We start from the raw sequence: 24,046 nt of genomic DNA, 5'->3' as shown, positions 1-24,046 counted from the left end.
CAGGCCCGAACCGGGGTCGCAGGCCCCGATCCCGCTCCTGCTTCGGAATCCGCCAACGATGCCGCGTCCGCTCCTGTCGACACTCGCCGTCCTCGCCCTCGCCGCCGGCCTCGGCGCCTGCGCCTCCCAGCGCCTCGAGGGACCTGCGCGCGGACGTCTCGCCCCGGGGCCCCAGGCGGCCCTCGAGCCCGTCGTGCCGGCGATGCCGTCCGGCCCGGTCACCTCGGAGCCCCTGGCCCCGCCGCCGGGCGCCACCGCCATCCCGCCCGACCTGCCGCCTCCGGTCGGCGCCAACGTCGCCGTCGCCCCCTCGACCCCGGTGATCGCGCCGGATCCGGCGCCCGTCGCACCGCCCCCGCCGCCGGTGGTGGCCAGCGGTCGGTCCTCGGTGGTCGGCACCTGGAATGCCAAGGACGCCACCGGCGCGAGCTGCAAGGTCTCCCTGTCGAGCGCCCCCGCCCTCGACCTCTACAAGGCCAGCGCCTCGGGCTGCCCGAACAAGGACCTCTCCAAGGTGACCGCCTGGGATTACCGCGACGGCGAGGTCTATCTCTACCAGCCCGGCGGCACCGTCGCGGCCCGCCTGCGCCAGGGCGGCGGGGCGCTCGACGGCGCCTTGTCGAAGTCCGGCGCGTCGCTGGCGATGGTGCGCTGAAAACCGCGCGACCTCGACACGACCTCCCTGGTATACGGCCGCCGCCCCGAGGGCCTGCGCATCACGGATTGATGCGCAGGCCGAGCAGGAACGTGTTCGCGTGGAAGCTCGACGCGGCCGAGGTACTGTCGAGGCGCTGGTAGATGTAGCTCCCGCGCATCGCCAGCCAGCGATTGAATCGATAGTCGATCCGCGCCGTCGCCGAGAAACCGTGCTCGTTGATGTTCACCCGATCGTAGTCGTTCGACAGGTAGCTGATCCCGCCGGTCAGCGAGAGATTGCGCAGGAGGTCGTGCTGGACTTCCAGCGTGGCGGTCTGTGTCAGAACACCGCTCGAACCCGGGACCGACGTCTCGATGACGCCGGTCGCGGCATTGAGCCGAAGGGTTGTCAGCGGGCTCGCCGTCCAGATCAGCGCCGCGTTGATCACCGGGGCCGTCAGGTCGCGCAGAGCCGGGTCGACATAGCTTCGATGCTGAAGACCGGCGGAGATTTCGCCGCTGACGAAACGGGTCAGCGCGAAGGTCGCGCCGCCCGAGAGCGTAATGCCGTCCGAGTCGCGTCGTATTCCCGTCGAATCCACCCGTAGATCGTAGACGCGCGTATCGGCGAGGACGTCGATGAAGGGCGTGATGACGGGCGAGATCTCGTAACCGGCCCGCAGCTGCAGGCCGTACTGGTTCAGGTTACGGTCGCTCTGGCGTAGAATGGTGCCGTCGGAAAGCTGCGCATCCTCGAATTCCGAGCGGTCGAGCAGGCCCCGCAGCGACACCTGCACCCGGTTGAACCGCTCGGTGACGCCAACCGTCGTCCCGTAACTCGCGATCAGCGGCCGGGTCGCCGTCGCGGCCGCGAGGTCCGGCGTGCCAGTGCGTTGTGTTTCCAGGAGAAATCGCCCTTCGACATCGATCCGCGTGTCGCGGTTGGCGTCGATCCGCAGCCGGGTCACGCCGGCTCCGTTCGGACGGCTGGCCCCCTGATTGTCCGGGTAATCGCTGTAGCCGCCGCGCAGGTCGCCTGTGAGTTCGCTCGACGACCAGTCACTGCGGAAGCTCAATTCGCCGTCGGTCCGCAGTGCCAACGATGGCTTGGCAAGCCGGTTGGTGATCTGGTCGGGGTTCGTGTCGTACCCGATGCTCTGCTGGATCGCGGGCAGGATCGTGAAGGTCCCCACCTTGATGCCCAGGGGCGCATAAGCTTCGTCGATGGTGATCGGCCGGCGCAGCGCAGTCGATAGAAAGAATCCCGGCGTCTGCACACCCGCAAGCGGCAGGATCGTCGGCAACGGCACGCCGCTCACCGCGCTGCGCACCACCGGCGTCAGACGCAGATCGTAGGGCGGCACCTGTGTGATCGACCGCACTGGCCGCACCGTGGCACTCCCGAAGCGGCGCGGCGGCATCGCCCGAAGGCGCAGGATATTGGTCAGGCCGCGATTGTTGGCGCCGCTGGTTCCACCGGAAACAAGAGCGCTGCCCGAGCGACTCCCAGCCAGGGCGCGCGTCGCCAGCCCGCTGCCGCCCGTAGCCTCACCGCCTGTGGCACTCCCGTTGCTGTTGAGGACGCCGCTGCCCGAAACATTGCTGCCGCGCAGGCTCGGACCCAGGGGCAAGACATCGCCGACGCTCGCAGTCCCGGACGCAGCATCCGGCGCGCCCGACGGCAGAGCCTGGGCCAATACCGGTGGCGACGAAAGGGTCAGGGCACCGATTAGGGCGAAGCCACCAAGGCTCCGAATGTTCCCCCCTGCGATCGGCCCTGCGCGTGTCACGGATCAATGTCTTTCCGCTGACCTTCGCGCCGGATCCGGCGCATCGAAATCGGAACCGCCGGCGGAAGCGCATGGCGGACGACGCCAAATCGTCCTTTGTGAAGGACCTTTCGACGTCATGGTTAACAGGCCTACAACCGCCACGGTTAATGGGGCGTCAACGGGCTGAGGGACGCCGTCGGCGGCTGCACGGAGTCGCCATCCGACCACAATCGCTGTTCATAGGCGGTCGGCAGTGGCGGCTCACGGGCTCGCGAACTCACGAGAAGGACAAGGGCCGGTATGGCTCCCACAGACAGCGCCCAGGCCTTGCGCCCCGCCCCGACGCCCGCCGAGGCGACGCTCTCGCCCGCCGTCGCCTCCGCCCTGCGGACCATCGAGACCGAACGGGACGGGCTCGCCTGCCTCATGGAGGCCATCGGCAACGGTCTCGGGGCGGCGTTCACGGATGCGGTCTCACGGATTGTCCGCGCGAAGGGCCGCGCCATCCTCACCGGTATGGGGAAATCCGGCCATATCGGGCGCAAGATCGCCGCGACGCTCGCCTCGACGGGCACGCCAGCCCTTTATGTTCATCCCGCGGAGGCAAGCCATGGCGACCTCGGAATGATCCAGCCCGAAGACGTCGTCGTGGCGTTGTCATGGTCCGGTGAGACCACCGAACTCGCCGATATCATCGGCTACGCCAGACGCTACCGTGTCGGACTCGTCGCGATCACGTCCAACGGATCTTCGACTCTCGGGCGCGAGGCCGACATCTGCCTGACCTTGCCGAAGGCGCGCGAGGCCTGCCCGAACGGCCTGGCCCCGACGACCTCCACGGCGATGCAGCTTGCCCTCGGAGACGCCCTGGCGATCGCCCTTCTCGAGGCCCGAGGCTTCTCGGCCCGAGAATTCAGCATTTACCATCCGGGTGGCCGGCTCGGCGCGTCTCTGCGCCAAGTCCGGGAGGTCATGCATACCGGTGCACAACTGCCGGTCGTCGCGCGCGGTACGCCGATGCGCGCAGCGATCGCCGAGATCGATGCCAAGGGCTTCGGCTCGGTGGTCGTGGTGGAAGCCGACGGGCGCCTCGCCGGAATCCTCACCGACGGCGATTTGCGTCGCAACGTCTTCCGCAGCGATCTCGACGGCCTTACCGTTGACGCTCTGATGAGCGGCAAGCCCCGGACGGTGGCCCCCGAGACATTGCTGGCCAAAGCTCTGGAGATCCAGGAATCGATGAAGATCACCGCGCTGATCGTCGTCGAGGAGGACCGGCCTGTCGGTCTCGTTCACTACCACGATCTGCTTCGCTCGGGCGTCGCCTAAGCGATCAGCCACGGCGATCGAGCCAGCGCTGGACCGGCTTCCAACCCGGAATCCACTTGGCACGCCACCGGGCCGCATCCTCCGCCGCATCACGGGCATCGAGGGCGTCGAAGCCGCGCACGCGCTCCAGCATTTCGGCGGCGACCGCTTCGGGGTCTGGAATCGACCAGCCGAAGTGGAAGCCTCGCTCCTCCCCGATTGTGCTTCCGGGAACGAAGTAGTAGCGCGCCCGCGTGCCATTCAGCGCATCGAGCAGAAGGAAGTTGGCGTTGACCGGCGGCGTCCAGTTCAGCGCTAGAATGCGACGGTTTGGAGCCGCGAAGACCGCGGTGTGGAAGGCCGAGCCCGCTGTTCCAAGCACCATCCTTCGCTCGGAGAGAAGCCGAACCAGTTCGGGAAAGCGCAGAGCTTCAGGAAAGACGATGTCCACGCCTTGCCGCGACAGGGCCTCGCACAACGCATCTTCGTTAGTCAGCCGCGAAATGCCCGATCCCAGCCGTGCCTTCGACAGATAGACGGGCCGTGCGTCGCGATCGATTGCGTCGGAGTTGTAGAATGCCTGGCCAGTGAAGCGCGTGAGGGTGCCGTAAATCGCGTAGGTGAAGTCCTGCTCCTTCACGCAAGGCTCCGGCAGCAGGAGCTCGGGAATTTGCGTCACGTTCTGATAGGTGACGAGGTCTTCGACACTCAGATCGAAGCGAGCCAGGATGTCGGCCAGGAACGGAAGTGTAGCCCATTGCGCATGCAGCGCATCCAGGGGACCTTCGGCATAGCACAGGAGGCGCGGTTTCGGTCCCGTCCAATTGAGCAGCGGCCAGAGGCGTGCGAAGGTACCGAGGAGGAAGTGGCCGTAATGCGTGATCAGCGGACCGACGAAGAGGGTCGGGCGATCATCGACCTGATCCACGACATCCGTCAGCATCGGATTGGCGCCGAACTCGATGATCGTCCCTGCAGCGTCGCACAAGGCCCAGCTGCCGTCCGGGCTCGCCGGTTGATAAATGGCGTTCGTCACGGTGCGCAGGCCCGGAAGGGCATCGCGGCGCTCGGTGCGTCCCCAGACTGTGCGGCATCGCTGTAGCTTGGGTCTCACGTGCGAGTGAATCCTTGGACCATGGTGTTCGAAATCGCCCTGCAGTCGCCGAGATCGCGTGAGCGGTCCGACGGAACGCGAGCCAGCAACGACGCGACAGGGGTCGCGGTATACATGATAGGCCTTTGCGTTGCCTTTCGGCCGGATCGGGGCGCAGCTATAGGTTTCCCCGCATGTCCGCGCCACCTCGCCCCGTCCGACGCCTCGACTCGATCCTCATCGACCGCATCGCAGCGGGCGAAGTCGTGGAGCGGCCCGCCTCGGCGGTTAAGGAACTTGTGGAGAACGCTATCGATGCGGGTGCGAGAAGCATTGAGGTCTCGATCGAAGGCGGCGGGCGGAGGCTGATCCGCGTCGTCGATGACGGTGCCGGCATGAGCGCGGCCGATCTCGCGCTTGCCGTCGAACGGCACGCCACGTCGAAGCTGCCGGGTGGCGATCTCACCTGCATCGAAACTTTGGGTTTTCGCGGCGAGGCGCTGCCTTCGATCGGTGCCGTTGCGCGACTGACGGTGACCAGTCGTATGGCGGATGCGGGCATGGGCGTCACACTCACGGTGGACGCCGGCATCAAGGGCGAGGTACGGCCGGCGCCGAGTGCGAAGGGCACCCGCATCGAAGTCTGTGACCTCTTCTCTACTACCCCGGCACGGTTGAAATTTTTGAAGTCCGATCGAGCCGAAACGGCGGCGATCAGCGATATCCTGCGTCGCCTTGCAGTGGCGCAGCCTCACATCCGTTTCGCGCTTCGCTCCGAGAGCGGGACGCCGCTGGTCCTGCCAGGCGAAGCCGACATCGGACCCTCTGCTACACTGCGCCGCCTGACAGCGGTATTCGGCCCCGATTTCGGACCGAATGCGCTTGCCCTCGCTATGGCCCGTGAAGGCTTCGCCCTATCCGGACATATCGGCCTGCCGAGCTATCACCGCGGTGCCGCCAGTCATATCCACTTCACGGTGAATGGTCGCCCGGTGCGTGATCGCCTTCTACTCGGCGCGGTCCGGGGCGCCTATGCCGACACCATGAGTTCCGACCGCCACCCCGTCCTCGCGCTGGCGATCCAGTGCGACCCGTCTCTGGTGGATGTGAACGTACATCCTGCCAAGACGGAGGTACGCTTCCGCGATCCTGGTTTGGTCCGGAGCTTGGTCGTCAGCGCGATTCACGAGACCCTGCGCCGAGCCGGTCTGCGCGGCTCTAGCACCGGCGCTGCCCGGGCCCTCGACGTGCTGCGCACGACCGATCTCTCAATACATTCTGGTGCGAACACCTACCCGATACCAGTGCCTAGCCTGCCGCCCTCGTTCGCGTCCGTTGCAGCGCCCAGCCAGTACCGACAGGCGAACCCGCGCGCTCGGCTTTGGGGGGGGATGGCCGAGCCTCCTCAGACGCGCTTCGACGATGAGTTCGTGGTTCCGTCGGCGGACGTTCGGCCAGACCTCGACCTTCGGGAAGCCGATGGATTTCCGCTCGGTACGGCCCGGGCACAACTGCACGAGACTTACATCGTCGCCCAGACCGCCGACGGGCTTGTGCTCGTCGATCAGCATGCAGCTCACGAGCGCCTGGTCTACGAACGTCTGAAGCAGGAACGGTCGTCCGGCGGCATCGCCCGCCAGGGACTGCTGATCCCCGACGTCGTCGAGATGGCACCGGGCGACGCCGAGCGGCTCTTGGCCGCCGCGCCCGATCTCGATCGGCTCGGGCTTACACTGGAGGCGTTCGGCACCGGCGCGATCCTCGTGCGTGAGGTTCCCGCAGCTCTTGCAACGGCCTCGATCCGAAGCCTTTTGATCGACATTCTCGATGCGCTGAGCGAGAGCGGGCTGGAGGACGAAAGTCCGGATGGTACGGACGAGGGCGGGGGCCCCCTCGGCCGGCGTCTGGACGCCGTCCTGTCGAGGATGAGCTGCCATGGCTCGATCCGGGCAGGACGGCGCCTACGTCCGGAAGAGATGAACGCGCTGCTGCGCGAGATGGAGACGACACCGCTCGCCGGCACCTGCAATCATGGCCGCCCGACCTTCGTGGAGCTGAAACTCCATGACATCGAGCGGTTGTTCGGTCGGCGCTAGGCCGCCGGTAAGCTGGCGGCGGCCTTCAGGGCTTCGTCGAGGGCTTTCTGCCGAGCTTCCGGGCCGAGCGAGATTCCCTCGGCGACGATGACCTCCGGGTTCGTGATCCCGATGAAGCCGAGCGCGACGCGAAGGTAAGTTTCGGCATGCTCCGCGGCGGCATACGGCGAGCCGTCTCCGTAGTGCCCACCGCGGGCGACGGCGACGATGGCTCGCTTCTGCGGGACGAGGCCGACGGCTCCGCCCTCGGTATATCTGAAGGTCTGGCCCGCCACGAGGATGCGGTCGATCCAGGCCTTAAGCTGGGACGAGATCGTAAAATTGTAGAGGGGCGCGCCGATCACGACGATGTCGGCGGCCAAGAATTCGGCAAGGACCGTTCGGCCGAGTTCAACATCGTGCTGGATGTCCGGCGTGTTCGTCGCGTTCGGTTGCTGACCCGCGAGAAAGGCCCCCGACAAATGCGGAATGGGAGTCGCGGCGAGATCGCGATAAGTGACGTCAAGATTTGGTGTCTCCGCGGTGAGATGCGCGACGATCGCGGCCGAAACGGCGCGGCTTACGGAGTGATCGCCAAGGATGCTTCCGTCGACGTGGAGGAGCTTCATCGTAGGTTCCCGGTATCAGAAGTGTACCGAGGCGTTATAGAGAACCGGAAGGGCGCCGGCGCAAGGAGGCACATTCGTGGTACCGGGGCACAGCGAAGGAACCGAGGCACAGCCGCCGCACCACCTAGGTGACTGCCGCGCCGTCGGGACGGTCCTCTCTCGGATCGGCGACAAATGGACGATCCTCGTGGTCATGATGCTGACGGACGGTCCGCGGCGCTTCAACGAATTGAAGCGGATGATCGGGGGCGTTTCGCAGCGTATGCTGACGTTCACCCTGCGGGGGCTCGAGCGCGACGGGCTCGTCTCGCGCACCGTTTACCCGACCATCCCTCCGCGGGTGGAGTACGAGCTCACGGAGCTCGGTCGGTCTCTGCAGAAACCGGTCCAGGCGCTCGGGGCCTGGGCGTTCGCGAATCTTCCCACAATCCAGAATGCGCGCAGCCGTTTCGACGGAGAGTTATCGCGATCGGACGGCGATGATACTTCAGGTCCAATAGAGAACCCGCGCAGTCGGTAGCACGTCGGCAAGGTCTTTCGTGATCGTGAGACGCATTGCCTGCATGAGATCGCGCTGAAGGACATACTTAACCGAACCGAACTTCGTCAGTTTCCGGCTACGGTCGCTCTCCTGCATCGGCAGATCCGAGCCGGGATACCATCCCTTGAGCACGTCCTTCGAGCCGGGTGTGAACCGGTGAGTGATGAGTTCGACCGTGAGGTCGAGGTCCCGCACACCGGCCAGTGCCGTGCCGGCATCGCGGATCAGGGCGGCATAGGCGCCCTGCCAATCCGGTACCGGCAGGATCGGTGCGATGGTCAGCCCAACGGGATAGCCGACCTCCGCGACGGCCCGAAGAGCGCTCAAACGGGCATCGAGGCTCGCCGTGCCGCCCTCGTAGCGGGCGGCGGCGCGCGCGTTCACCGAGAACCTGATGCGGGTGCGCCCACGATGGGCGAGGCCAAGCAGGGGTTCGACAGCGGCGAACTTCGTTGTGAAGCGCAGTTGCACCGGCGCGTCCCAGGCGCCGAAATGGGTGATGGCGGACGAGAGCGATCCGGTGAGATGTTCGATACCGAGGGGGTCGGTGTAGCAGGAGGCCTCGAAGGTGGTACCTTCGTGGGCGCGATCGGCCTGTGCGGAGGTGATGGCGCCCTGGCCGAGATAGGCTGTGAGGTTGCCGAGGATCGGATCGAGGTTAGCGTAGGCCCGGGTGACCGGGGGCCCCGAGAGCGACCCGGCGAGGTAGCAGTACTGGCAATGGGCCGGGCAGCCCTCGGCGAGGTCGAAGCGCCAATCGGCGCTCGGAGGGATCGGCTGAAGCTTCAGCTTCGTCGGCGGCGCCACGACGATGGCGAGGGTCGCCTTGGCTTCGCGGTACGCGACGCGCGGATCCGGATTTCGTAGGCCCATCAGTCGGTTGGCGGGCAGGCGCTCGACCGGTAGGCCGAGCGCCTCGGCGCGGGCCACCATCGCCCGGCCGTGGGCGTAGTCCAGGGCGGCGGGCGTGACGAGCACCCGGCGCGGGCGCCAGGGTCGAGCGGGGCGCGGATCGGGATCGATCTCTGCGGCATCGGTTCGGGGTTCGGCGAGAGCCATCATGAGGGAACGCGACGGGCGTCGTCGGAGGTCCCCGGCGCGCGCGAGGGTCGCGCCCGTATACCAGGAGGGTCGTGTCGAGGTCGTGCCTCAGGCGGCGTAGCGCGCGTAGGCGAGGGCCGTATCGCCGTAGACCCGGCGCTCCAGCGCGGTGAAACCGGGGGGCAGGGCGACCTGGACGCTGGCGGATTCCTCGATGACCGCGAGGGCGCCGGGGGCGAGCCAGCCACCGGCCGCCGCGCTGAGCAGGGCCGCCGGCGCGAGGTCGCGATTGTAGGGCGGATCGCAGAACACCAGGGTGAACGTGCCGCTGGTCCCGACCGGTCCCAGCCGGGTGGCGTCGCGCCGGAACAGGCGGGTCGATCCTTCGGCGCCGAAAGATTCGATGTTCTCGCGAATCAGCGCCCGGGCCTCGGCACCCTCGTCGACCAGGAGGGCATAGGCCGCCCCGCGGGACAGGGCCTCGAAGCTGAGGGCGCCGGTGCCGGCGAACAGGTCGAGGACCCGAGCCCCGGCGACGGCGTCGTCATAGGCGTGGGCGAGGACGTTGAAGATCGCCTCGCGCAGGCGGTCCGAGGTCGGCCGGATCGCGTCCGTCTTCGGGGTGGCGAGGCGGCGACCGCGATGATCGCCGCCGACGATCCTCACCGGCTGCCACCTCGAGGCGGACGGCCACCACCGCCGCCGCCGCCCGGCTTGCCGCCGCCGGAACCACCGCGATTGAACCCACCGGGTTTGCCGCCGAACCCGCCGGGTTTGCCGCCGGGCTTGAAGCCGCCCCCTGGTTTGCCGCCGCCCGACCTGGCTGCGCCCTTGAAGCCGCCGCGCTCTCCGTCCTGGCGAGGAGCGCCGCCCTTGAAGCCGCCGCGTTCCCCGTCCTGGCGGGGAGCACCGCCCTTGAAGCCGCCCCGATCGGCGCCCGGCCGGTCGTTGCCGCGAAAGCCGCTGGGCTTGTCGCCGCGGAAGCCGTCGCGGGCGGGCGCGCCGCGGGAGGCCGGACGGGCGCCGCGCTCGTCGCCGCCCTCCGAACGGTTGGCGTTGCCGCGGAAGGGACCGCGCGGACGGTCCTCGCCGCCGCGCGGCGGCCCGCGGCGCTCGGCGCCGTCCTGGGGCCTGAAGTTTCCGCGCGGGCGGTCGTCGTCCCGGCGCGGCGGCCGGCCCTCGCCGCCGAAGCCGCGGGCGGGACGGTCGCCGCTGGAACGGGCCGCGGCGCGATCGTCGGATTGCCGGAAGGGGCGGCCCTGCGCCTCGGCGCGGGGGAAGCGGCCCTCGCGGGGCGCCGCCTCGTCGTCGCGACGGCGCGCGGCGCTGTCGCGGCGATGCGGCTCGGCGGCGGGCTCCTGCGGGCTCGACTTCAGGCGTTCCACCAGCACCCGGCGCTCGCCGGTGCTGATGGCGCCGACGCGCTCGCGGCCGCGGGCGGCGGCGGCCTCGCGCTCGACCTTCGGGTCGGCGCCCCGGCGCGGGATCTTCACCCGGCGCGGCGCATCCTCCGCGCTCGCCTCGTCCTCGGCGCGCCAGACGGAGCGGCGAGGCCCGGCGCTGTTGCCGCCAGTGGGAACCCGGGCGGGCTTGGCGGGTGCCATCGGACGGCCGCCGCCGCGCGGCGCCTCGTCGTCATAGGCGCGCGGCTCGCGGCGCTGGGCGGCCGAGGCGCTGCGGGCGGGCTGCTTGGCCTGCTGCTTCGGGGAGCCGAAGGGCGCGATCGGCTCGCGCACCGGGCTCTCGAAATCGACGCCGGCCTGCTCCGAGAGGCCCGGGCCGAGCTGTTCCTTGAGAACCTTGGTGCGGATCTCCTCGACGAGACCGGCCTCGAGGTCGCCGAGCTGGAACGGCCCGAACGAGAGCCGGATCAGGCGGTTCACCGCGAGTCCGAGATGCTCGAGGATGCGCTTGACCTCGCGGTTCTTGCCCTCGCGGAGGCCGAGCGTCAGCCAGAGGTTGTCGCCGGATGCCCGGTCGAGGCTCGCATCCACCGGGCCGTAATCCATGCCGTCGATGGTGACGCCCCGGCGCAGCTTGTCGAGTTCGGCCTGCGTGGTGTCGCCGTGGGCGCGCACCCGGTAGCGGCGCAGCCAGCCGGTGTCGGGGTGGGCGACGACCTTGGCGAGGCCGCCGTCGTTGGTGAGGAGCAGCAGCCCCTCGGTGTTGATGTCGAGGCGGCCGATGGCGACGACCCGGGGCAGGTCCTCGGGCAGGTTGTCGAAGACGGTCTGACGACCCTCGGGGTCGCGCGCCGTGGTCACGAGGCCGCGGGGCTTGTGGTAGATCCACAGGCGGGTGCGCTCGCGGGCCGGCAGCGGCTCGCCGTCGACGGTGATCCGGTCGTCGGGGGTGACGTTGATCGCCGGCGAGGTCAGGACCTTGCCGTTGAGGGTGACGCGGCCCTGCTCGATCATCGCCTCGGCGTCGCGGCGCGAGGCGATGCCCGCGCGGGCGATGGCCTTGGCGATGCGGTCGCCCTCGGGGGTGACGTCGTCGCGGGCCGGACCACCGGAGGCGGCCGCCTCGGGCCGCGGCGCGGGAGCGGGCTTCGCCAGCGGCGTCTTGCGGCGCAGGGGCGCATCGCCGCCGCGGGGCATGGCGGCATGGCGGACCTTCGGCTTCTCCTCCGCCGAGGGGCCGGGAATGCCGGCATCGGTCGCCGGAGCCCAGGGCTCCGCCGAGGCCGCCGACTTCGGCTCGGAAGATTTCGGCTCAGAAGATTTCGGCTCGGAAGATTTCGGCTCGGGGGCCTGGGACGCTTCGGCCGCCTTGGCGCGCTTGGGCGCAGGCTCGGCTGCTGGCTCGGCAACGGACGCCTCGGGTACTTCGGGCGCCTCGGCTCCGGTTGCCTCCGCTACGGGCGCCGCCTTCGCGGCTTTCGCCTTCTTGGGTTTGGTCTCGGACGCTTCCGTCACCGCAGGCGCAGTCGCGGCCGCCTTCTTGGGGGCCACGGCCTTGGCCGGCTTCGGATCGGCGGGCGCGACCGTCTCGGCCTTCGCTGCCGCGGACTTGCCCACGCTGGACTTGCCTGCGCTGGACTTGTCTGCGCTGGACTTGCCCGCAGCGGGCTCGACTGCGGTGGATTTGCCCGTCGCAGCCTTCGGCGTGGCGGCTTTCGGCGCGGCCGCTTTCGGTGCCAGGGCTGTCACGGGTTCCGCCTGCGCCGCATCGTCCTCGATGGCGGCCGGCTTCGAAGCTTTCGCTTTCGGCGCCTTTGCGTCCGACGACTTCCCAGCCGACGCGTCCGCTGCGGACGCAGGCGCACCCGAAGACTTGGCCGCGCCGGTCGCGGACTTCTCGACCTTCAGCGTCACGGGCTCGGCCTTCGCAGCCTTGGCCGCCTTCGCGGGCTTGCCCGCCGGTGCCTCGACGGCCTCGGCCTTCGGTGCGGCGGTCTTCGTCGAGGCCTTGGCCTTCGAACGGGAGGTCTTGGCAGGCGCGTCCACGGACCCGCCCATCGTATCGTCAGTCTTGTCGGTCATGCCTGCCCCATAACAGAGCGGACGCGCCGTTGCGAGTGATCCCGCGCTCATGGGCCGCGGCTTCGCCGAATACGGCCCCCAAACAAGCGAAAAGGCGGCTCGCGCCGCCTTTTCCAGTTCCTCTTGCCCGAAGCCGAGCCCCGGGCAGGAAGGCTTAGAGCTTGCTCTTGACCGCGTCGGCGGCGTTCTTCACGCCGTCCTTGGCATCGCCGACGGTCTTCTGGGTCTCGCCCTTCAGCTCCTGGGCCTTGCCCTCGGCCTTGAGCTTGTCGTTGTCGGTCACGTTGCCGATGCCCTGCTTGACGTTGCCGACGGCCTCGTTGGCCAGACCCTTGATCTTGTCGGTGGTGCTGCTCATCGTGCGCTCCTCGTCTTCGGGTTGGCGGCCGGGCGATGTGTCAGCCGAGCCGCATTGCCCTGTCCAACGGTCACGCCCGGACGATGTTCCGCGCCTTAACATCCTCGTGAACCGGTTCGGCCTCGAGGCCTCGGCCCACGGTGGAGCGATCGGCGGACGCAGCGTCCGTATCGCCTCTTGGGAGGTCCGGACGCTGTCGTCTCCGGCGCGACGCGCTTCCACGTGGTCCCTGGCAGGACTTCGACGGCCCCGCTCCCATGCACGAGACCGGTCCCGCAGCGCCTCGGATGCGACCCATTGCGGATCGTCGCCCGGGCGGCCAAGGATCGGGCGCCGATCCAGGACAGCGCCCATGCCCGATGCCGCCCCTTCCGCCAGCGACCCCGCATCTGTCGGCGACCCCACCTCTGGCGGCGACCCGATGAGCCGCGCCTTCGCGCAAGCGCGCCTGGCAGCGGGGGAGGGCGAGGTTCCGGTGGGCGCCGTGGTGGTGAAGGACGGGGCGGTGGTCGCGGTGGCGCATAACCGCCCGCGTGCCCTACGCGACCCGACCGCCCACGCGGAAATCCTGGCGATCCGGGCCGCCTGCCGGGCGCTGGACGACGAACGCCTGAGCGGCTGCGACCTCTACGTCACCCTGGAACCCTGCGCGATGTGCGCGGGAGCGATCGCGTTCGCGCGCATCCGGCGCCTCTACTTCGCGGCCCCGGACCCGAAGGGCGGCGCCGTGGAGCACGGTCCGCGCTTCTTCAACCAACCGACCTGTCACCACAGCCCGGAGGTCTATGGCGGCCTTCGCGAGCGCGAGGCCGCCGATCTGCTGCGGGCTTTCTTCGCCGAGCGCCGGGTGACCTGAGGGCTCGGCTCCCGCCGGCGCCGCCCGACAGACCGAGCGCGAGCGCGGCGCAGTGATCCGCATCGGCTCCCTCCGGGGATGGGCGTCACACGATCGATCCGCGACCGACACAGACCATCCCCGGGGCTCTCTTAGTTCGTCCGCGCGGAACCGCGAGTCTTCAGGCCGCCGCGAGAGGCTTCGAGACGTCCTCCAGGGACTTGCCTTCGGCCGCGGTGCCGAAGAGGCCGCCGACCACCGCCGCCACCGCCATCAGGGCGGCGCCGATGAGATAGCCGATCAGCACGTTGTCGCGCGAACCCGTCTCCACCAGGGCGCCGAACAGGAGCGGCCCGGAGACGCCGCCGATGCCGGTGCCCAGCGCGTAGAACACCGCGATGGCCAGCGCCCGGATCTCCAGCGGGAAGGTCTCCGCCACGGTGAGATAGGCCGCGCTCGCGGCGGCGGAGGCGAAGAAGAACACCACCATCCAGGCCGCGGTCTGGCCCACCGGGCCGAACACGTCGATCTTGAACAGGTAGCCGGTGATCGCCAGCAGGATCGCCGAGATCCCGTAGGTGAAGGCGATCATCGGGCGGCGGCCGACCGTGTCGAACAGGCGCCCCAGCAGCAGCGGGCCGAGGAACGAGCCCAGCGCGAAGGGCAGCAGATACCAGCCGACATGATCGCCCGGCACGTTGTAGAACCGCTGCAGCACCAGGGCGTAGGTGAAGAACAGGGCGTTGTAGAAGAAGGCCTGCGCCACCATCAGGGCGAGGCCGACCATGGTCTGCTTGCGGTGGCCGACCAGCATGGTGCCGAACACCTCCTTGAGGGGCGTGTGGCTGCGGGTCCTGAGCTTCATGCGCTTGGCGTCGTCGATGGGCGGCAGCGTGTGGCCCTCGTCGGTGAAGCGCTTCTCGATGCCGGTGACGACGCGGTCGGCTTCCGCCACGTAGCCGTGGGTCGCGAGCCAGCGCGGGCTTTCCGGAATCCAGGTGCGCAGGAGCAGAATGACGAGGCCGATGCCGCCGCCGACGAAGAAGGCGATGCGCCAGCCCCAGGCCGGGTCGATCATGCCCGGGCGCAGCACGACGATGGACAGGAACGAGCCCATCGCGGCGCCGATCCAGAACGAGCCGTTGATGACGAGGTCGGTCCAGCCGCGCACGCGGGCGGGCACGAGTTCCTGGATCGTCGAGTTGATGGCGGTGTACTCGCCGCCGATGCCGGCGCCCGTGAGGAAGCGGAACAGGCAGAAGCTGTAGATGTTCCAGGACAGGCCGGTGGCGGCGGTGGCGGCGAGGTAGAGCGCCAGGGTGATGAAGAAGAGCTTCTTGCGGCCGATGCGGTCTGTGAGCCAGCCGAAGCCCAGCGCCCCGGTGACGGCGCCGACGAGGTAGGAACTCGCCGCCAACCCGATGTCGAACTCGGTGAAGCTCATGGGCTCGGCCCGCAGCGCTCCGACGAGGGAGCCGGCGAGGGTCACCTCGAGTCCGTCGAGCACCCAGGTGATGCCGAGCGCGACGATGACGAGGACGTGGAAGCGCCCCCAGGGCAGGCGGTCGAGCCGCGCGGAGATGTCCGTGTCGATCACGGTGCCCATCGGAACGCGCTCTGGCGTCGCCTCCGCGCTCGCGCCGCCTCGTTCCGCCACGGTCCTGGTTGCCATCGAATCCTCGTTAACCGTGCTCTCGGACAGTTGTTGGCAATCCGGCGCGATGCCCGGCGGTTCCGCCAAGCTTGGCGCAAAGGTAAGCGATCTCGGCTGATCTCGGCGGGCTCTGCCGGACGCCTCAGCGATGCCACGCCTTCACTTTCCCGTTCCCTCCGCCCTTCTCCTCGTCCTCACGGCCCTCGGACTCCTGCCCGCCGCGGCGTCCGAGGCCGGGCGCGGCGCGGCCGCCCACACCCTCGATCCCTGGCGCCTGCGCCCGAGCGACGTGGCGGCGGCGGAGGCCATGCCCGCGCGCGACGCGAAGGGCCGGCCGGTCTCGGAGATCCCGGAGGAGCGGCGCGTGGTCCGCGTGGTCTATCCGGGCCTCACCGGTCCGCGCTGAGGCGCGGGTCGAGGGCATCGGCGAGGCCGTCGCCCAGCACGTTCAACGCCACCAGGGCGGCGACGAGGAACCCGGCCGGAGCGGCGAGCATCCAGGGCGCGGATTCGATGGCGCGCGAGCCCTCCGCGATCAGGGCGCCCCAGCTCGTGGACGGCTCCTGCACGCCGAGGCCCAGGAAGGAGAGGAAGCTCTCCAGGAGGATCACCCGCGGCACCAGCAGGGTCGCCGCCACCGTGACCGGCCCCAGGGTGTTGGGCACGATGTGACGGCGCAGGATCGCGGCGGCGGAGAGGCCCAGCGCCTCGGCGGCCCGCACGAAGTCGCGGTTGCGCAGGGACAGGGTCTGCGCCCGGGTGATCCGGGCCATGTCGAGCCATTCGACCGCCCCGATGGCGATGAGGATCAGCCCGAGCCCGGCGCGGAAGAACACCAGCAGCATGATGACGAAGAACACGAAGGGCAGGGCGTAGAGCACGTCGACGAGACGCATCATCGCCGCGTCGACCCGGCCGCCGGCATAGCCCGCGACCGCTCCGTAGGTGACCCCGATGAGCATCGCGACGCCGGTGGCGACGAGGCCGATCAGGAGGGAGATCCGGCCGGCGACGAGGCTGCGGCTGAGGAGGTCGCGCCCGAGCACGTCGGTGCCGAGGGGAAAATACAGCCGCCGCACCGGCGCCGCGACGACGAGGCGGCGCCCGTCCTCCGCCCGCGAGACGATCGTGGCGGGGCCGAACAGGTCCGAGCGCGGCAGGTAGCTCAGCGCCCGTTCGTTGATCGGGTCCGGTGCCGATAGGGTGACGTGCAGCCGCCCGTCCGCGACCCGGACGTCCTCGGCCGTCACCCGCATCCGGAAGGCGAGACGCTCCACCGCCGGGGCGATCGCCTCGGGCCGCGGATGGGCCTGGAGCGAGGGCGCGGTGCGCACGAGGTCGGGGTAGGTCCGGCCCGGATCGTGCCCGGTGAGGCCCGGCCCGACGAGGCAGGCGAGGGCGACGAGGGACAGGACGACCAGGGCCGCCATGGCGCCCCGGTTGCGGGTCAGCCGCCCGAGGGCACGCCTCACCGGGCCGCCCGCAGGCGCGGGTCGAGGAGACCCGAGAGGAGGTCGGCCACGAGGTTGAGGGCGATCACGAAGAGCGCCACCAGCACGACGGTGCCCATCACCAGGGTGTAGTCGCGGTTCAGCGCCCCATCGACGAAGTAGCGGCCGATGCCGGGCAGGCCGAAGATGGTCTCGACCACCACCGATCCGGTGAGCAGGCCGGCTGCCGTCGGCCCGAGGATCGCCACCACGGGCAGCAGCGCCCCGCGCAGGGCGTGGCGGGCGATGCGGCGGGGCGGCAGGCCCATGGCGCGCTGGGTGCGGACCGGCTGGGCGGCCAGCACTTCGCCCAGGGAGGCGCGGGTGAGCCGGGCCAGCGCCCCGACCTGGGGCAGGGCCAGGGTGAGTACCGGAAGCACAAGGTTCGCCGGCGCGCCGCTCTCCCAGCCGCCCACCGGCAGCCAGCGCAAGCTCAGGCCGAAGACGATCTGGAGCAGCGGCGCGACCACGAAGGTCGGCACCGCCAGCGTCAGGCCCGCGGTGAGGCTGACGAGGCGGTCGACGGCACCGCCCCGGCGGTAGGCCGCCAGCGCGCCGAGGCCGATGCCGAGCCCGAGGGCGAGCGCCAGGGCGAGGGCGCCGAGCGTCATCGAGACCGGCAGGCCGCGGGCGAACAGGTCGCCGACGGTGAGGTCGCGAAAGGAGAAGGACGGCCCGAAATCGCCGGTGAGGAGGGCGCCGAGGTAGCGCCCGTACTGGACGACCAACGGCTGGTCGAGGCCGTAGACCCGGGCGAGGTTCGCCATGGCGGCCGGCGGCAGGGGCCGCTCCAGATCGAAGGGGCCGCCGGGGGCGAGCCGGATCAGGAAGAAACTCAGGGTCACCACGGCGAACAGGGTCGGGATCGCCTGGAGAAGGCGGCGCAGGACGAAGCCGATCACGCGGTCAGCCTCAGGAAGCGCGTCGGGGCGGCGTTGCGCAGGTTCGGGTGGTAGCCGGAGAGGCGCGGCGCGATCAGGGCCTTCGAGCGGGTGTGCATCACCGGAATCCAGGGCAGCTCGGTGACCACGATGGTCTCGGCCGCGTGCAGGAGGTCGGCCCGCCGGGCGATGTCGCGCTCGGCCGCCGCCCGGCGCATCAGGGCGTCGTAGGCGGGGTTGGCGTAGCGGCCGGGGTTCATACCCTCGTTGCTGCTCTCCAGCAGGAACAGGAAGTTCTGCGGGTCCGAGTAGTCGGCGATCCAGGACATGCGCGCCAGGTCGAAGTCGCCGCCGTCGCGCAGGTAGGCGAAGTGGGTCTTGGCATCCGTATAGACGAAGCGGGTCTCGACCCCGAGGCCGCGCCACATGTCGGCGATGGCGAGCGCGGTGTTGCGGTTGTTGTCGCTGGCGTTGAAGCGATATTCGAGCCGCAGGGGCCGCCGGCCCTCGCCGAAGCCAGCCGCGGCCAGCAGCGCCCGGGCCTCGTCCTCGCGGTCGATCGGCAGGGCGTCGCGCCCGGCGGTCTCGGGCGGGGCGCGGTAATGGTCGAGGCCGGGCGGGCAGAGCGCGTAGGCCGGCACCATGGTCTCGCCCCAGAGTTTCTGGGCCAGGAACTCGCGGTCGATGACCAGGGAGAGCGCGCGCCGCACCCGCAGGTCGTCGAAGGGCGCCTTGCGGGTGTTCACCGCGAGCGCGTAGAGGCCGAGGGCGGGGCCGAGCACCACCTGGGTCCCGAAGCGCGCCTTGAGCGAGGCGATCTGGTCGCCGGGCAGGTCGGCGAGGGAATCGATCTCGCCGGCCGCGTAGCGCCGGACCGCGCTCGACAGGTCCGGCGTCGGCAGGAAGGCGACGCGCGGGATCGCCACCTCGGCGGCGGCATGGAAATGCGGGTTGCGCTCCAGGGTGATGCGGTCGTTCGGCACCACCTCCGCCAAGCGGTAGGGGCCGTTGGTCACGCTGTTGCCGGGGCGCGCGAAGGCGTCGCCGTGGCGGGCCAGGGAGGGCGGATGCACGGGCAGGGAGGTCTGGTGCGTCAGGAGTTCGAGCAGGTACGGCGTCGGCTGCTCCAGGCTCAGCACCAGGCGCCGCTCCTCCGGGGCCGCGACCCCCAGCGCCTCGGGCGGCAGCGCGCCCTGATTGACCGCGCGGGCGTTCCTCAGGGGAAACAGGACTTCGGCGTACTTCGCCGCCGTGACGGGCGCCAGGATGCGCCGGAGGGCGAAGACGAAGTCGGAGGCCACGACCGGGTCGCCGTTCGACCAGCGCCCGTCGGCACGCAGCGAGAAATCGTAGGTCAGCCCGTCCTCGGACAGGGTCCAGGCGGTGGCCGCCCCCGGGATGATCGCGCCGTGATTGTCGTAGGTGAGCAGGCCCTCGTAGAGATCGCGCAGGATATGCGCCTCGGCCACCGTCGAGGATTTGTGCGGGTCGAGGGTCTCGGGGTCCGCATCGTTGCCGCGCCGGTAGAGATCGCCCGGCGCCGCCGCGGCCCGGCCGCCGCCGGCGGCCAGGAGCGCCGCACCGCCGACGAGCCAATGCCGCCGATGCGGTCGCAGCATCGCCTCAAGCGCCGGTCTGCGCGGTGAGCCCCGCCGCCTCGATGCCCGCCACCGCGCAGAGCTCGTCGTTGTCCGAGGTGTCGCCCGAGATGCCGACCGCGCCGATCACGGCCTCGCCCTGGCGGATGAGCACCCCGCCCGGCACCGGCACCAGGGCGGCGGGGCCGACGAGATGGCTGACGGCGGCGACGAAGTAGGCCTGCTCCTCGGCGCGCTTGTGGAGCGCCCGGCCGCCGAGGCCGAGGGCGAGGCAGCCATTGGCCTTGCCCATCGCCACCTCCGCCCGGCGCAGGGACGTCCCGTCCTCGGCGCCCAGGGCCTTCAGGGCGCCGCGCGCATCGTAGACCACCACCGCCAGGGGCTTGAGCTTGTGGGCGCGGGCGGTCTCCAGGGCGGTGGCGACGATGGTCTGCGCGGCGGCGAGGGTGAGGTCGGACATCGGAGCTCCGGGTTTTCATCGAGCGGGCGTGCCCCTCGACTAACCCGGCGCGGTGCGGGCGACCAGGGGCTCAGCGCACCAGCCGCGCCAGGAAGGCGTCGTACCGGGCGGCGACCTCGGGCAGACGCTCGAAGTGCGGGAAGGCGCCGCTCTCGAGCACGTCGATGGTCCAGCCCGGGTCGCCGCGGAAGCGGTCGGCGTGGCGGTAGTCGACGAAGTCGCCCCGGGTGCCGTGGATCATCCAGACCGGGCGGTCGAGGCGGGGATAGACACGGCCCGTCTCGGTTGCGAACAGGTGTCCGGCCAGGAACGAGAACGGCGCGAATTCCGCGCCGGGCTGGTGGGCCGCGATCTGGTCGTATTCGAGAAGTCCCTCGTCGATGGTGCGCGAGCCCCAGGTCTTCTCCAGGAAGAAGCGCATGCTCGGACGGCTGACGAGAAGGTCGAACAGCGCCCGTCCCCAGAGGGGATAGGCCGCCACCGCGCGCGCCGTGTCGCTGCCCGACGGGTTCTGGCGCTCGTAGCGCTTGTCGAATCCGGTCGGGCTGATCAGGCCGAGGCTGCGATAGTCGCCCGGCCGTTCCAGGGCGGCCCGGGCCAGGAATTCGGCCGACAGGGAGAGCGCCACCGCGTCGATGGGAGCGCCCCCGTGCCGGTGCCGGATCTCCTCCGTCATGGCGCGGATCGCCGCCGTCATCAGCTCCGGCGTGTAGATCCGGTCGCTGCGCTCGGAGAAGCCGAAGCCCGGCAGGTCGAGGGCGTAGACCGGGCGCTGCGCCGCATAATGCAGATAGAGCGGCCGGACCTCGTAGGCGTTGGCCGCCGCGTTGACGGAGTGGATCAGCAGGAGCGGCACGCCCGCCTCCGGTCCGCTCGCGTAGTAGGACAGCCCGCCGGCCTCGCTTCCCAGGCAGGCCTGCCGGCCGGGGAGGGCGGGCGGCATCCGGCGATGATGGTCGATGCCGAGGCGGCTGTAGGCGATCCAGGCCCCGGCGGCGCCGAGCGGCAGCAGCGCCAGCAGGGCTCCGAGCCGGCGGGATCGATGGGGCATCGTCGTGGTTTCCTCGGGTTGCGCGCGGTCGGAAACGCCCCGGGGCGGGGGAGGTTTCCAGGACCCGTTCCGCGCCCCCTTGCGGGGAAAGGTCGGGTGTGGGGGTGGTCGGGTGCCCCTCGACCAGGCGAGATGGGATGCGTTCGTAGGCCCGATCACCGGAGAGGCAGCCGCCACCGCACCGTCATTCCGGGGCGCCGCAGGCGGACCCGGAATCCAGAGCCGCCGACAGTGTGAGACCTTGCACCACCTGCGTTCCCGGATCCCGGGTTCCGCTGCGCGCCCCCGGGATGACGTGGTGCAGCGCGCTGATCTTCGACGGTGGGGCCTTCTGGTGGAGCATCGCTCGACCACGAAGAGCGGCGCGACCGCGCTCAGGCCGTGGCGCCCTCGATCTCGCCGCTGAGTTCGAGCCACTCCTCTTCGGCCGCCTCCAGGGCCGCGGCGGCGTCGGACCGCATCTTGGCGATTTCGCCGGCCTTGGCCGGGTTCGCCTGGAAGGCGGTGCCGTCGGCGAGCGCCGCGTCGATCTTGGCCATGGCGTCGGTGAGCTTCTTCATCCGCGCCTCGACGCCCTCGAGCTTCTTGCGCAGGGGGGCGAGGGCGACGCGGCGGTCGGCGTTGGAGCGCCGCTCCACCGCCTTGGCGCCGCCGGTCGATTCGGGCGAGGCCTTCTCGGCCTCGCGCTCCGGCCCGGCCAGGACGTAGCGGCGGTAATCGTCCATGTCGCCGTCGAAGGCCTTCACGCTGCCGTTCGAGACGAGCCAGAGCCGGTCGGCGCAGGCCTCCACCAGGAAGCGGTCGTGGCTCACCAGGATGACGGCGCCCTCGTAGTCGTTGATCGCCTCCACCAGAGCCTGGCGGCTCTCGATGTCGAGGTGGTTGGTCGGCTCGTCGAGAATGAGCAGATGTGGACCGCGGAAGGCCGCGAGCCCCATCAGCAGGCGCGCCTTCTCGCCGCCGGAGAGCTGCGACACGGGCGTCTCCGACTTCGTGCCGGAGAAGCCGAGGCGGGCGGCCGCCGCGCGGGCCTTCGATTCGGGGACGTCCGGCATCAGGTCACGGACATGGGCGTAGGCGCTCTCGGCCGGGCGCAGCTCGTCGAGCTGGTGCTGGGCGAAGTAGGCCACCTCCATTTTCCCCGAGCGCCGCATCTCGCCACTCAAGGGCGCGAGGCGCCCGCCGATGAGCTTGCAGAAGGTCGACTTGCCGTTGCCGTTGGCGCCGAGCAGGGCGACCCGGTCGTCGGGGGCGAGACTGAGGTTCAGGCCCGAGAGGACGATCCGGTCCGGGTAGCCGGCCTGGACCCGCTCCATGGCGACGATGGGCGGCGAGAGCGGCCGCTCCGGGCTCGGCAGGCGGAAGGCCGGCACGTCGTCCTCGATCACCGAGGCGATGATCTCCATCTTGGCGAGGCGCTTGACGCGGGACTGGGCCTGGCGCGCCTTGGTCGCCTTGGCCTTGAAGCGGTCGACGAAGCTCTGGAGATGCGCCCGCTCGGCATCCTGCTTCTGCTTCGCCTTGGCCTGGAGCACGCGCTTCTCGGCCACCTGCCGGGCGAAGCTCGTGTAGCCGCCCTTGTAGATGCTGAGCTTGCCCCGATCGAGGTGCAGGATGTGATCGACGCACTCGTCGAGGAGGTCGCGGTCATGGCTGATGATCACGGCCGTGCGGGGATAGCGCTCCAGGTAGTCGTAGAGCCAGATCGTCCCCTCAATGTCGAGGTAGTTGGTCGGCTCGTCGAGCAGCAGCAGGTCGGGCTCGGAGAACAGCACCGCTGCGAGCGCCACGCGCATCCGCCAGCCGCCGGAGAAGTCCGCGCAGGGGCGGCCCTGCGCCTCGGCGTCGAAGCCGAGGCCGTGCAGGATCGCCGCCGCGCGGGCCGGGGCGGAATGCGCCTCGATGTCCACGAGCCGGGTCTCGATCTCGGCGCGGCGCAGGCCGTCGGCGGCTTCCGCCTCCGCCATGAGCCGGGCGCGCTCGGTGTCGGCGGCCAGCACCACCGCGTGCAGGGTCTCGGGTCCGGCCGGTGCCTCCTGGGCCACCGCGCCGATGCGCATGCCCTTGGGCATCGACACCGTGCCGCCCTCGGTGGGCAGCTCGCCGAGGATCGCCTTGAACAGGGTGGTCTTGCCGGCGCCGTTGCGCCCGACGAGCCCGACGCGGGCGCGGTCCGGGATGACGAAGGTGGCGCCGTCGAGGATCAGGCGCTCGCCGATGCGGTAGGTGAGATCGTTGACGCGGAGCATGGCGCGCTTTTGCGGGGTCGGCGCCTCACTGGCAAGCGGCCCCGGGCGCGGGCTCGCCACCGGGGCGGGACGTTGGCGTGGACTTCGCATCCACGCCTATCGGCGGGCGAGCGATCGGGAACGCTTGACCCAGGAATTGCACGGCGTATCGATCAGCATCGATTTGCGAAGGGGGCAGGACGCGTGACCACAGGACGGCTGACGACCATCCCGTTCTTCAAGGAACCGGGAATCGAGCTGTCCGTCTACGAGACGCGCTGCCACTGGCGTCGCTTCGACGAGAACGAGGTGCTGGTCGATTACGACGACGTCTCCACCGACGTCTACTTCCTGGCATCCGGCGAGGTGCGCATCCTCAACCGCTCGCAATCGGGCAAGGAAGTGATCCTGGGCGAGATGCGCGGCGGCGCCTTCTTCGGCGAACTCGCGGCCCTCGACGGCATCGGCCGCTCGGCGAACGTCACCGCGCTGACCCGCGGCGAGGTCTGCGTCGTGCCCGCGCCCGTGTTCCGGCAGATCATCTTCGCCTCCGAGGCCATCGCCGACCGGCTGTTCCGGCTGCTCGCCAAGCGCGTGCGCGAACTGAACACCCGCCTGATGGAGCACGCGCTCCTCGACCTGCGCCACCGCCTCTACGCCGAGCTGCTGCGCCTCTCGGTGCCCCGCGCCGGGGGCGACGGCGAGCGGGTGGTGACCCCGCCGCCCTACCATCACGTGCTCGCCGCCCGCATCGGCTGCCGCCGCGAGCAGGTGACGCGGGAATTCACCGTGATGGCCGCCGACGGCCTGATCGACCGGACCCGCGGCGCCCTGGTGATCCGCCGGCCCGACCTCCTCGAGGCCCGCGTCGCGGAAGCCTTGCGCGAGGACAGCTGAGATCCCGGCACCCG

The 24,046-nt window shown here is 70.2% G+C and carries 21 protein-coding genes; 7 read left to right on the top strand and 14 right to left on the bottom strand.

The annotated features are described in order from the left end of the window. Window positions 1–58: 58 nt before the first annotated feature. Window positions 59–655, top strand: a complete 597-nt coding sequence (locus ACLBWX_RS03255) for an AprI/Inh family metalloprotease inhibitor (protein ID WP_447675648.1) — start codon at window positions 59–61, stop codon at window positions 653–655. A gap of 61 nt (window positions 656–716) precedes the next feature. On the opposite strand, the gene ACLBWX_RS03250 is transcribed toward ACLBWX_RS03255, so the two are convergent. Further along, window positions 717–2,426: an outer membrane beta-barrel protein gene (locus ACLBWX_RS03250; RefSeq protein ID WP_447675647.1), complete on the bottom strand. Its 1,710-nt coding sequence runs from the start codon at window positions 2,424–2,426 to the stop codon at window positions 717–719. Between the two features lie 282 nt (window positions 2,427–2,708). Between ACLBWX_RS03250 and ACLBWX_RS03245 the strand changes: the two genes are divergently transcribed. Continuing rightward, complete coding sequence (locus ACLBWX_RS03245) at window positions 2,709–3,737, top strand: KpsF/GutQ family sugar-phosphate isomerase (protein WP_447675646.1); 1,029 nt, start codon at window positions 2,709–2,711, stop codon at window positions 3,735–3,737. A 4-nt stretch (window positions 3,738–3,741) separates the two neighbouring features. On the opposite strand, the gene ACLBWX_RS03240 is transcribed toward ACLBWX_RS03245, so the two are convergent. Then, window positions 3,742–4,830 (bottom strand): glycosyltransferase family 61 protein, encoded by a 1,089-nt coding sequence (locus ACLBWX_RS03240; protein ID WP_447675645.1) that lies wholly within the window; start codon window positions 4,828–4,830, stop codon window positions 3,742–3,744. A gap of 173 nt (window positions 4,831–5,003) precedes the next feature. On the opposite strand from ACLBWX_RS03240, the gene mutL reads away from it, so the two are divergent. Then, a complete protein-coding gene (mutL, locus tag ACLBWX_RS03235) occupies window positions 5,004–6,905 on the top strand; it encodes a DNA mismatch repair endonuclease MutL (RefSeq protein ID WP_447675644.1) in 1,902 nt (633 codons plus the stop codon). Here mutL and ACLBWX_RS03230 read toward each other — a convergent pair. Then, window positions 6,902–7,513: an FMN-dependent NADH-azoreductase gene (locus ACLBWX_RS03230; protein ID WP_447675643.1), complete on the bottom strand. Its 612-nt coding sequence runs from the start codon at window positions 7,511–7,513 to the stop codon at window positions 6,902–6,904. The two genes, mutL and ACLBWX_RS03230, sit on opposite strands and share 4 nt — an antisense overlap. A 76-nt stretch (window positions 7,514–7,589) precedes the next feature. Between ACLBWX_RS03230 and ACLBWX_RS03225 the strand changes: the two genes are divergently transcribed. Then, window positions 7,590–8,033, top strand: coding sequence for a winged helix-turn-helix transcriptional regulator (locus tag ACLBWX_RS03225; RefSeq protein ID WP_447675642.1), 444 nt, complete (start codon window positions 7,590–7,592; stop codon window positions 8,031–8,033). Here ACLBWX_RS03225 and ACLBWX_RS03220 read toward each other — a convergent pair. The 4 genes from ACLBWX_RS03220 to ACLBWX_RS03205 all read right to left on the bottom strand — a co-directional run bounded on the left by ACLBWX_RS03220 (window position 8,001) and on the right by ACLBWX_RS03205 (window position 12,938). After that, entirely contained in the window at window positions 8,001–9,113 is a 1,113-nt protein-coding gene (locus ACLBWX_RS03220; RefSeq protein WP_447675774.1) for a spore photoproduct lyase family protein, read from the bottom strand. The genes ACLBWX_RS03225 and ACLBWX_RS03220 overlap by 33 nt on opposite strands. Before the next feature lie 90 nt (window positions 9,114–9,203). After that, a complete protein-coding gene (gene rsmD, locus ACLBWX_RS03215; protein ID WP_447675641.1) occupies window positions 9,204–9,761 on the bottom strand; it encodes a 16S rRNA (guanine(966)-N(2))-methyltransferase RsmD in 558 nt (185 codons plus the stop codon). Continuing rightward, the gene (locus tag ACLBWX_RS03210) at window positions 9,758–11,695 is read right to left on the bottom strand and encodes a pseudouridine synthase (RefSeq protein WP_447675773.1); all 1,938 of its coding nucleotides are present in this window, start codon (window positions 11,693–11,695) and stop codon (window positions 9,758–9,760) included. Before ACLBWX_RS03210 ends, rsmD begins: the two co-directional genes overlap by 4 nt. 1,039 nt (window positions 11,696–12,734) lie before the next feature. After that, window positions 12,735–12,938, bottom strand: coding sequence for a CsbD family protein (locus ACLBWX_RS03205; RefSeq protein WP_056211453.1), 204 nt, complete (start codon window positions 12,936–12,938; stop codon window positions 12,735–12,737). Between the two features lie 421 nt (window positions 12,939–13,359). On the opposite strand from ACLBWX_RS03205, the gene ACLBWX_RS03200 reads away from it, so the two are divergent. Beyond that, window positions 13,360–13,794, top strand: coding sequence for a nucleoside deaminase (locus ACLBWX_RS03200; RefSeq protein WP_447675772.1), 435 nt, complete (start codon window positions 13,360–13,362; stop codon window positions 13,792–13,794). Between the two features lie 160 nt (window positions 13,795–13,954). On the opposite strand, the gene ACLBWX_RS03195 is transcribed toward ACLBWX_RS03200, so the two are convergent. Further along, window positions 13,955–15,445 (bottom strand): MFS transporter, encoded by a 1,491-nt coding sequence (locus ACLBWX_RS03195; protein WP_447675640.1) that lies wholly within the window; start codon window positions 15,443–15,445, stop codon window positions 13,955–13,957. A 130-nt stretch (window positions 15,446–15,575) separates the two neighbouring features. Between ACLBWX_RS03195 and ACLBWX_RS03190 the strand changes: the two genes are divergently transcribed. Next, on the top strand, window positions 15,576–15,833 hold the full coding sequence (locus ACLBWX_RS03190; protein WP_447675639.1) for a hypothetical protein: 258 nt from the start codon (window positions 15,576–15,578) through the stop codon (window positions 15,831–15,833). On the opposite strand, the gene ACLBWX_RS03185 is transcribed toward ACLBWX_RS03190, so the two are convergent. The 6 genes from ACLBWX_RS03185 to abc-f form a co-directional block, all read right to left on the bottom strand. Further along, the gene (locus ACLBWX_RS03185; protein WP_447675771.1) at window positions 15,817–16,857 is read right to left on the bottom strand and encodes an ABC transporter permease; all 1,041 of its coding nucleotides are present in this window, start codon (window positions 16,855–16,857) and stop codon (window positions 15,817–15,819) included. The two genes, ACLBWX_RS03190 and ACLBWX_RS03185, sit on opposite strands and share 17 nt — an antisense overlap. A 38-nt stretch (window positions 16,858–16,895) precedes the next feature. Next, complete coding sequence (locus ACLBWX_RS03180) at window positions 16,896–17,819, bottom strand: ABC transporter permease (RefSeq protein ID WP_447675638.1); 924 nt, start codon at window positions 17,817–17,819, stop codon at window positions 16,896–16,898. Further along, window positions 17,816–19,417: a peptide ABC transporter substrate-binding protein gene (locus tag ACLBWX_RS03175; protein ID WP_447675637.1), complete on the bottom strand. Its 1,602-nt coding sequence runs from the start codon at window positions 19,415–19,417 to the stop codon at window positions 17,816–17,818. Before ACLBWX_RS03175 ends, ACLBWX_RS03180 begins: the two co-directional genes overlap by 4 nt. Before the next feature lie 4 nt (window positions 19,418–19,421). Further along, window positions 19,422–19,856, bottom strand: a complete 435-nt coding sequence (locus ACLBWX_RS03170; RefSeq protein ID WP_447675636.1) for a GlcG/HbpS family heme-binding protein — start codon at window positions 19,854–19,856, stop codon at window positions 19,422–19,424. Between the two features lie 70 nt (window positions 19,857–19,926). Continuing rightward, a complete protein-coding gene (locus ACLBWX_RS03165; RefSeq protein ID WP_447675635.1) occupies window positions 19,927–20,907 on the bottom strand; it encodes an alpha/beta fold hydrolase in 981 nt (326 codons plus the stop codon). Between the two features lie 374 nt (window positions 20,908–21,281). Continuing rightward, window positions 21,282–23,156 carry a ribosomal protection-like ABC-F family protein gene (abc-f, locus tag ACLBWX_RS03160; RefSeq protein ID WP_447675634.1) on the bottom strand — a complete coding sequence of 625 codons (1,875 nt, stop codon included), beginning with the start codon at window positions 23,154–23,156 and terminating at the stop codon, window positions 21,282–21,284. 183 nt (window positions 23,157–23,339) lie between these two features. Here abc-f and ACLBWX_RS03155 point away from each other — a divergent pair, with 183 nt between their 5' ends. Further along, entirely contained in the window at window positions 23,340–24,032 is a 693-nt protein-coding gene (locus tag ACLBWX_RS03155) for a Crp/Fnr family transcriptional regulator (protein ID WP_055952878.1), read from the top strand. Window positions 24,033–24,046: the final 14 nt, after the last annotated feature.

This window comes from Methylobacterium sp. M6A4_1b (genome assembly GCF_053345175.1).
The sequence above is the reverse complement of the archived record's forward strand: the minus strand, read 5'-3'. Positions and strand labels throughout refer to the sequence as shown.

Excerpts from the sequence above, each read along its gene's own strand:
- ACLBWX_RS03195 (WP_447675640.1), bottom strand. The coding sequence starts at position 15,445 with ATGGCAACCAGGACCGTGGCGGAACGAGGCGGCGCGAGCGCGGAGGCG.
- ACLBWX_RS03210 (WP_447675773.1), bottom strand. The coding sequence starts at position 11,695 with ATGCCCCGCGGCGGCGATGCGCCCCTGCGCCGCAAGACGCCGCTGGCG.
- ACLBWX_RS03205 (WP_056211453.1), bottom strand. The coding sequence starts at position 12,938 with ATGAGCAGCACCACCGACAAGATCAAGGGTCTGGCCAACGAGGCCGTC.
- ACLBWX_RS03190 (WP_447675639.1), top strand. The coding sequence starts at position 15,576 with ATGCCACGCCTTCACTTTCCCGTTCCCTCCGCCCTTCTCCTCGTCCTC.
- ACLBWX_RS03175 (WP_447675637.1), bottom strand. The coding sequence starts at position 19,417 with ATGCTGCGACCGCATCGGCGGCATTGGCTCGTCGGCGGTGCGGCGCTC.
- ACLBWX_RS03185 (WP_447675771.1), bottom strand. The coding sequence starts at position 16,857 with ATGGCGGCCCTGGTCGTCCTGTCCCTCGTCGCCCTCGCCTGCCTCGTC.
- mutL (WP_447675644.1), top strand. The coding sequence starts at position 5,004 with ATGTCCGCGCCACCTCGCCCCGTCCGACGCCTCGACTCGATCCTCATC.
- ACLBWX_RS03165 (WP_447675635.1), bottom strand. The coding sequence starts at position 20,907 with ATGCCCCATCGATCCCGCCGGCTCGGAGCCCTGCTGGCGCTGCTGCCG.
- ACLBWX_RS03220 (WP_447675774.1), bottom strand. The coding sequence starts at position 9,113 with ATGGCTCTCGCCGAACCCCGAACCGATGCCGCAGAGATCGATCCCGAT.
- ACLBWX_RS03200 (WP_447675772.1), top strand. The coding sequence starts at position 13,360 with ATGAGCCGCGCCTTCGCGCAAGCGCGCCTGGCAGCGGGGGAGGGCGAG.
- abc-f (WP_447675634.1), bottom strand. The coding sequence starts at position 23,156 with ATGCTCCGCGTCAACGATCTCACCTACCGCATCGGCGAGCGCCTGATC.
- ACLBWX_RS03245 (WP_447675646.1), top strand. The coding sequence starts at position 2,709 with ATGGCTCCCACAGACAGCGCCCAGGCCTTGCGCCCCGCCCCGACGCCC.
- ACLBWX_RS03170 (WP_447675636.1), bottom strand. The coding sequence starts at position 19,856 with ATGTCCGACCTCACCCTCGCCGCCGCGCAGACCATCGTCGCCACCGCC.
- ACLBWX_RS03255 (WP_447675648.1), top strand. The coding sequence starts at position 59 with ATGCCGCGTCCGCTCCTGTCGACACTCGCCGTCCTCGCCCTCGCCGCC.
- ACLBWX_RS03230 (WP_447675643.1), bottom strand. The coding sequence starts at position 7,513 with ATGAAGCTCCTCCACGTCGACGGAAGCATCCTTGGCGATCACTCCGTA.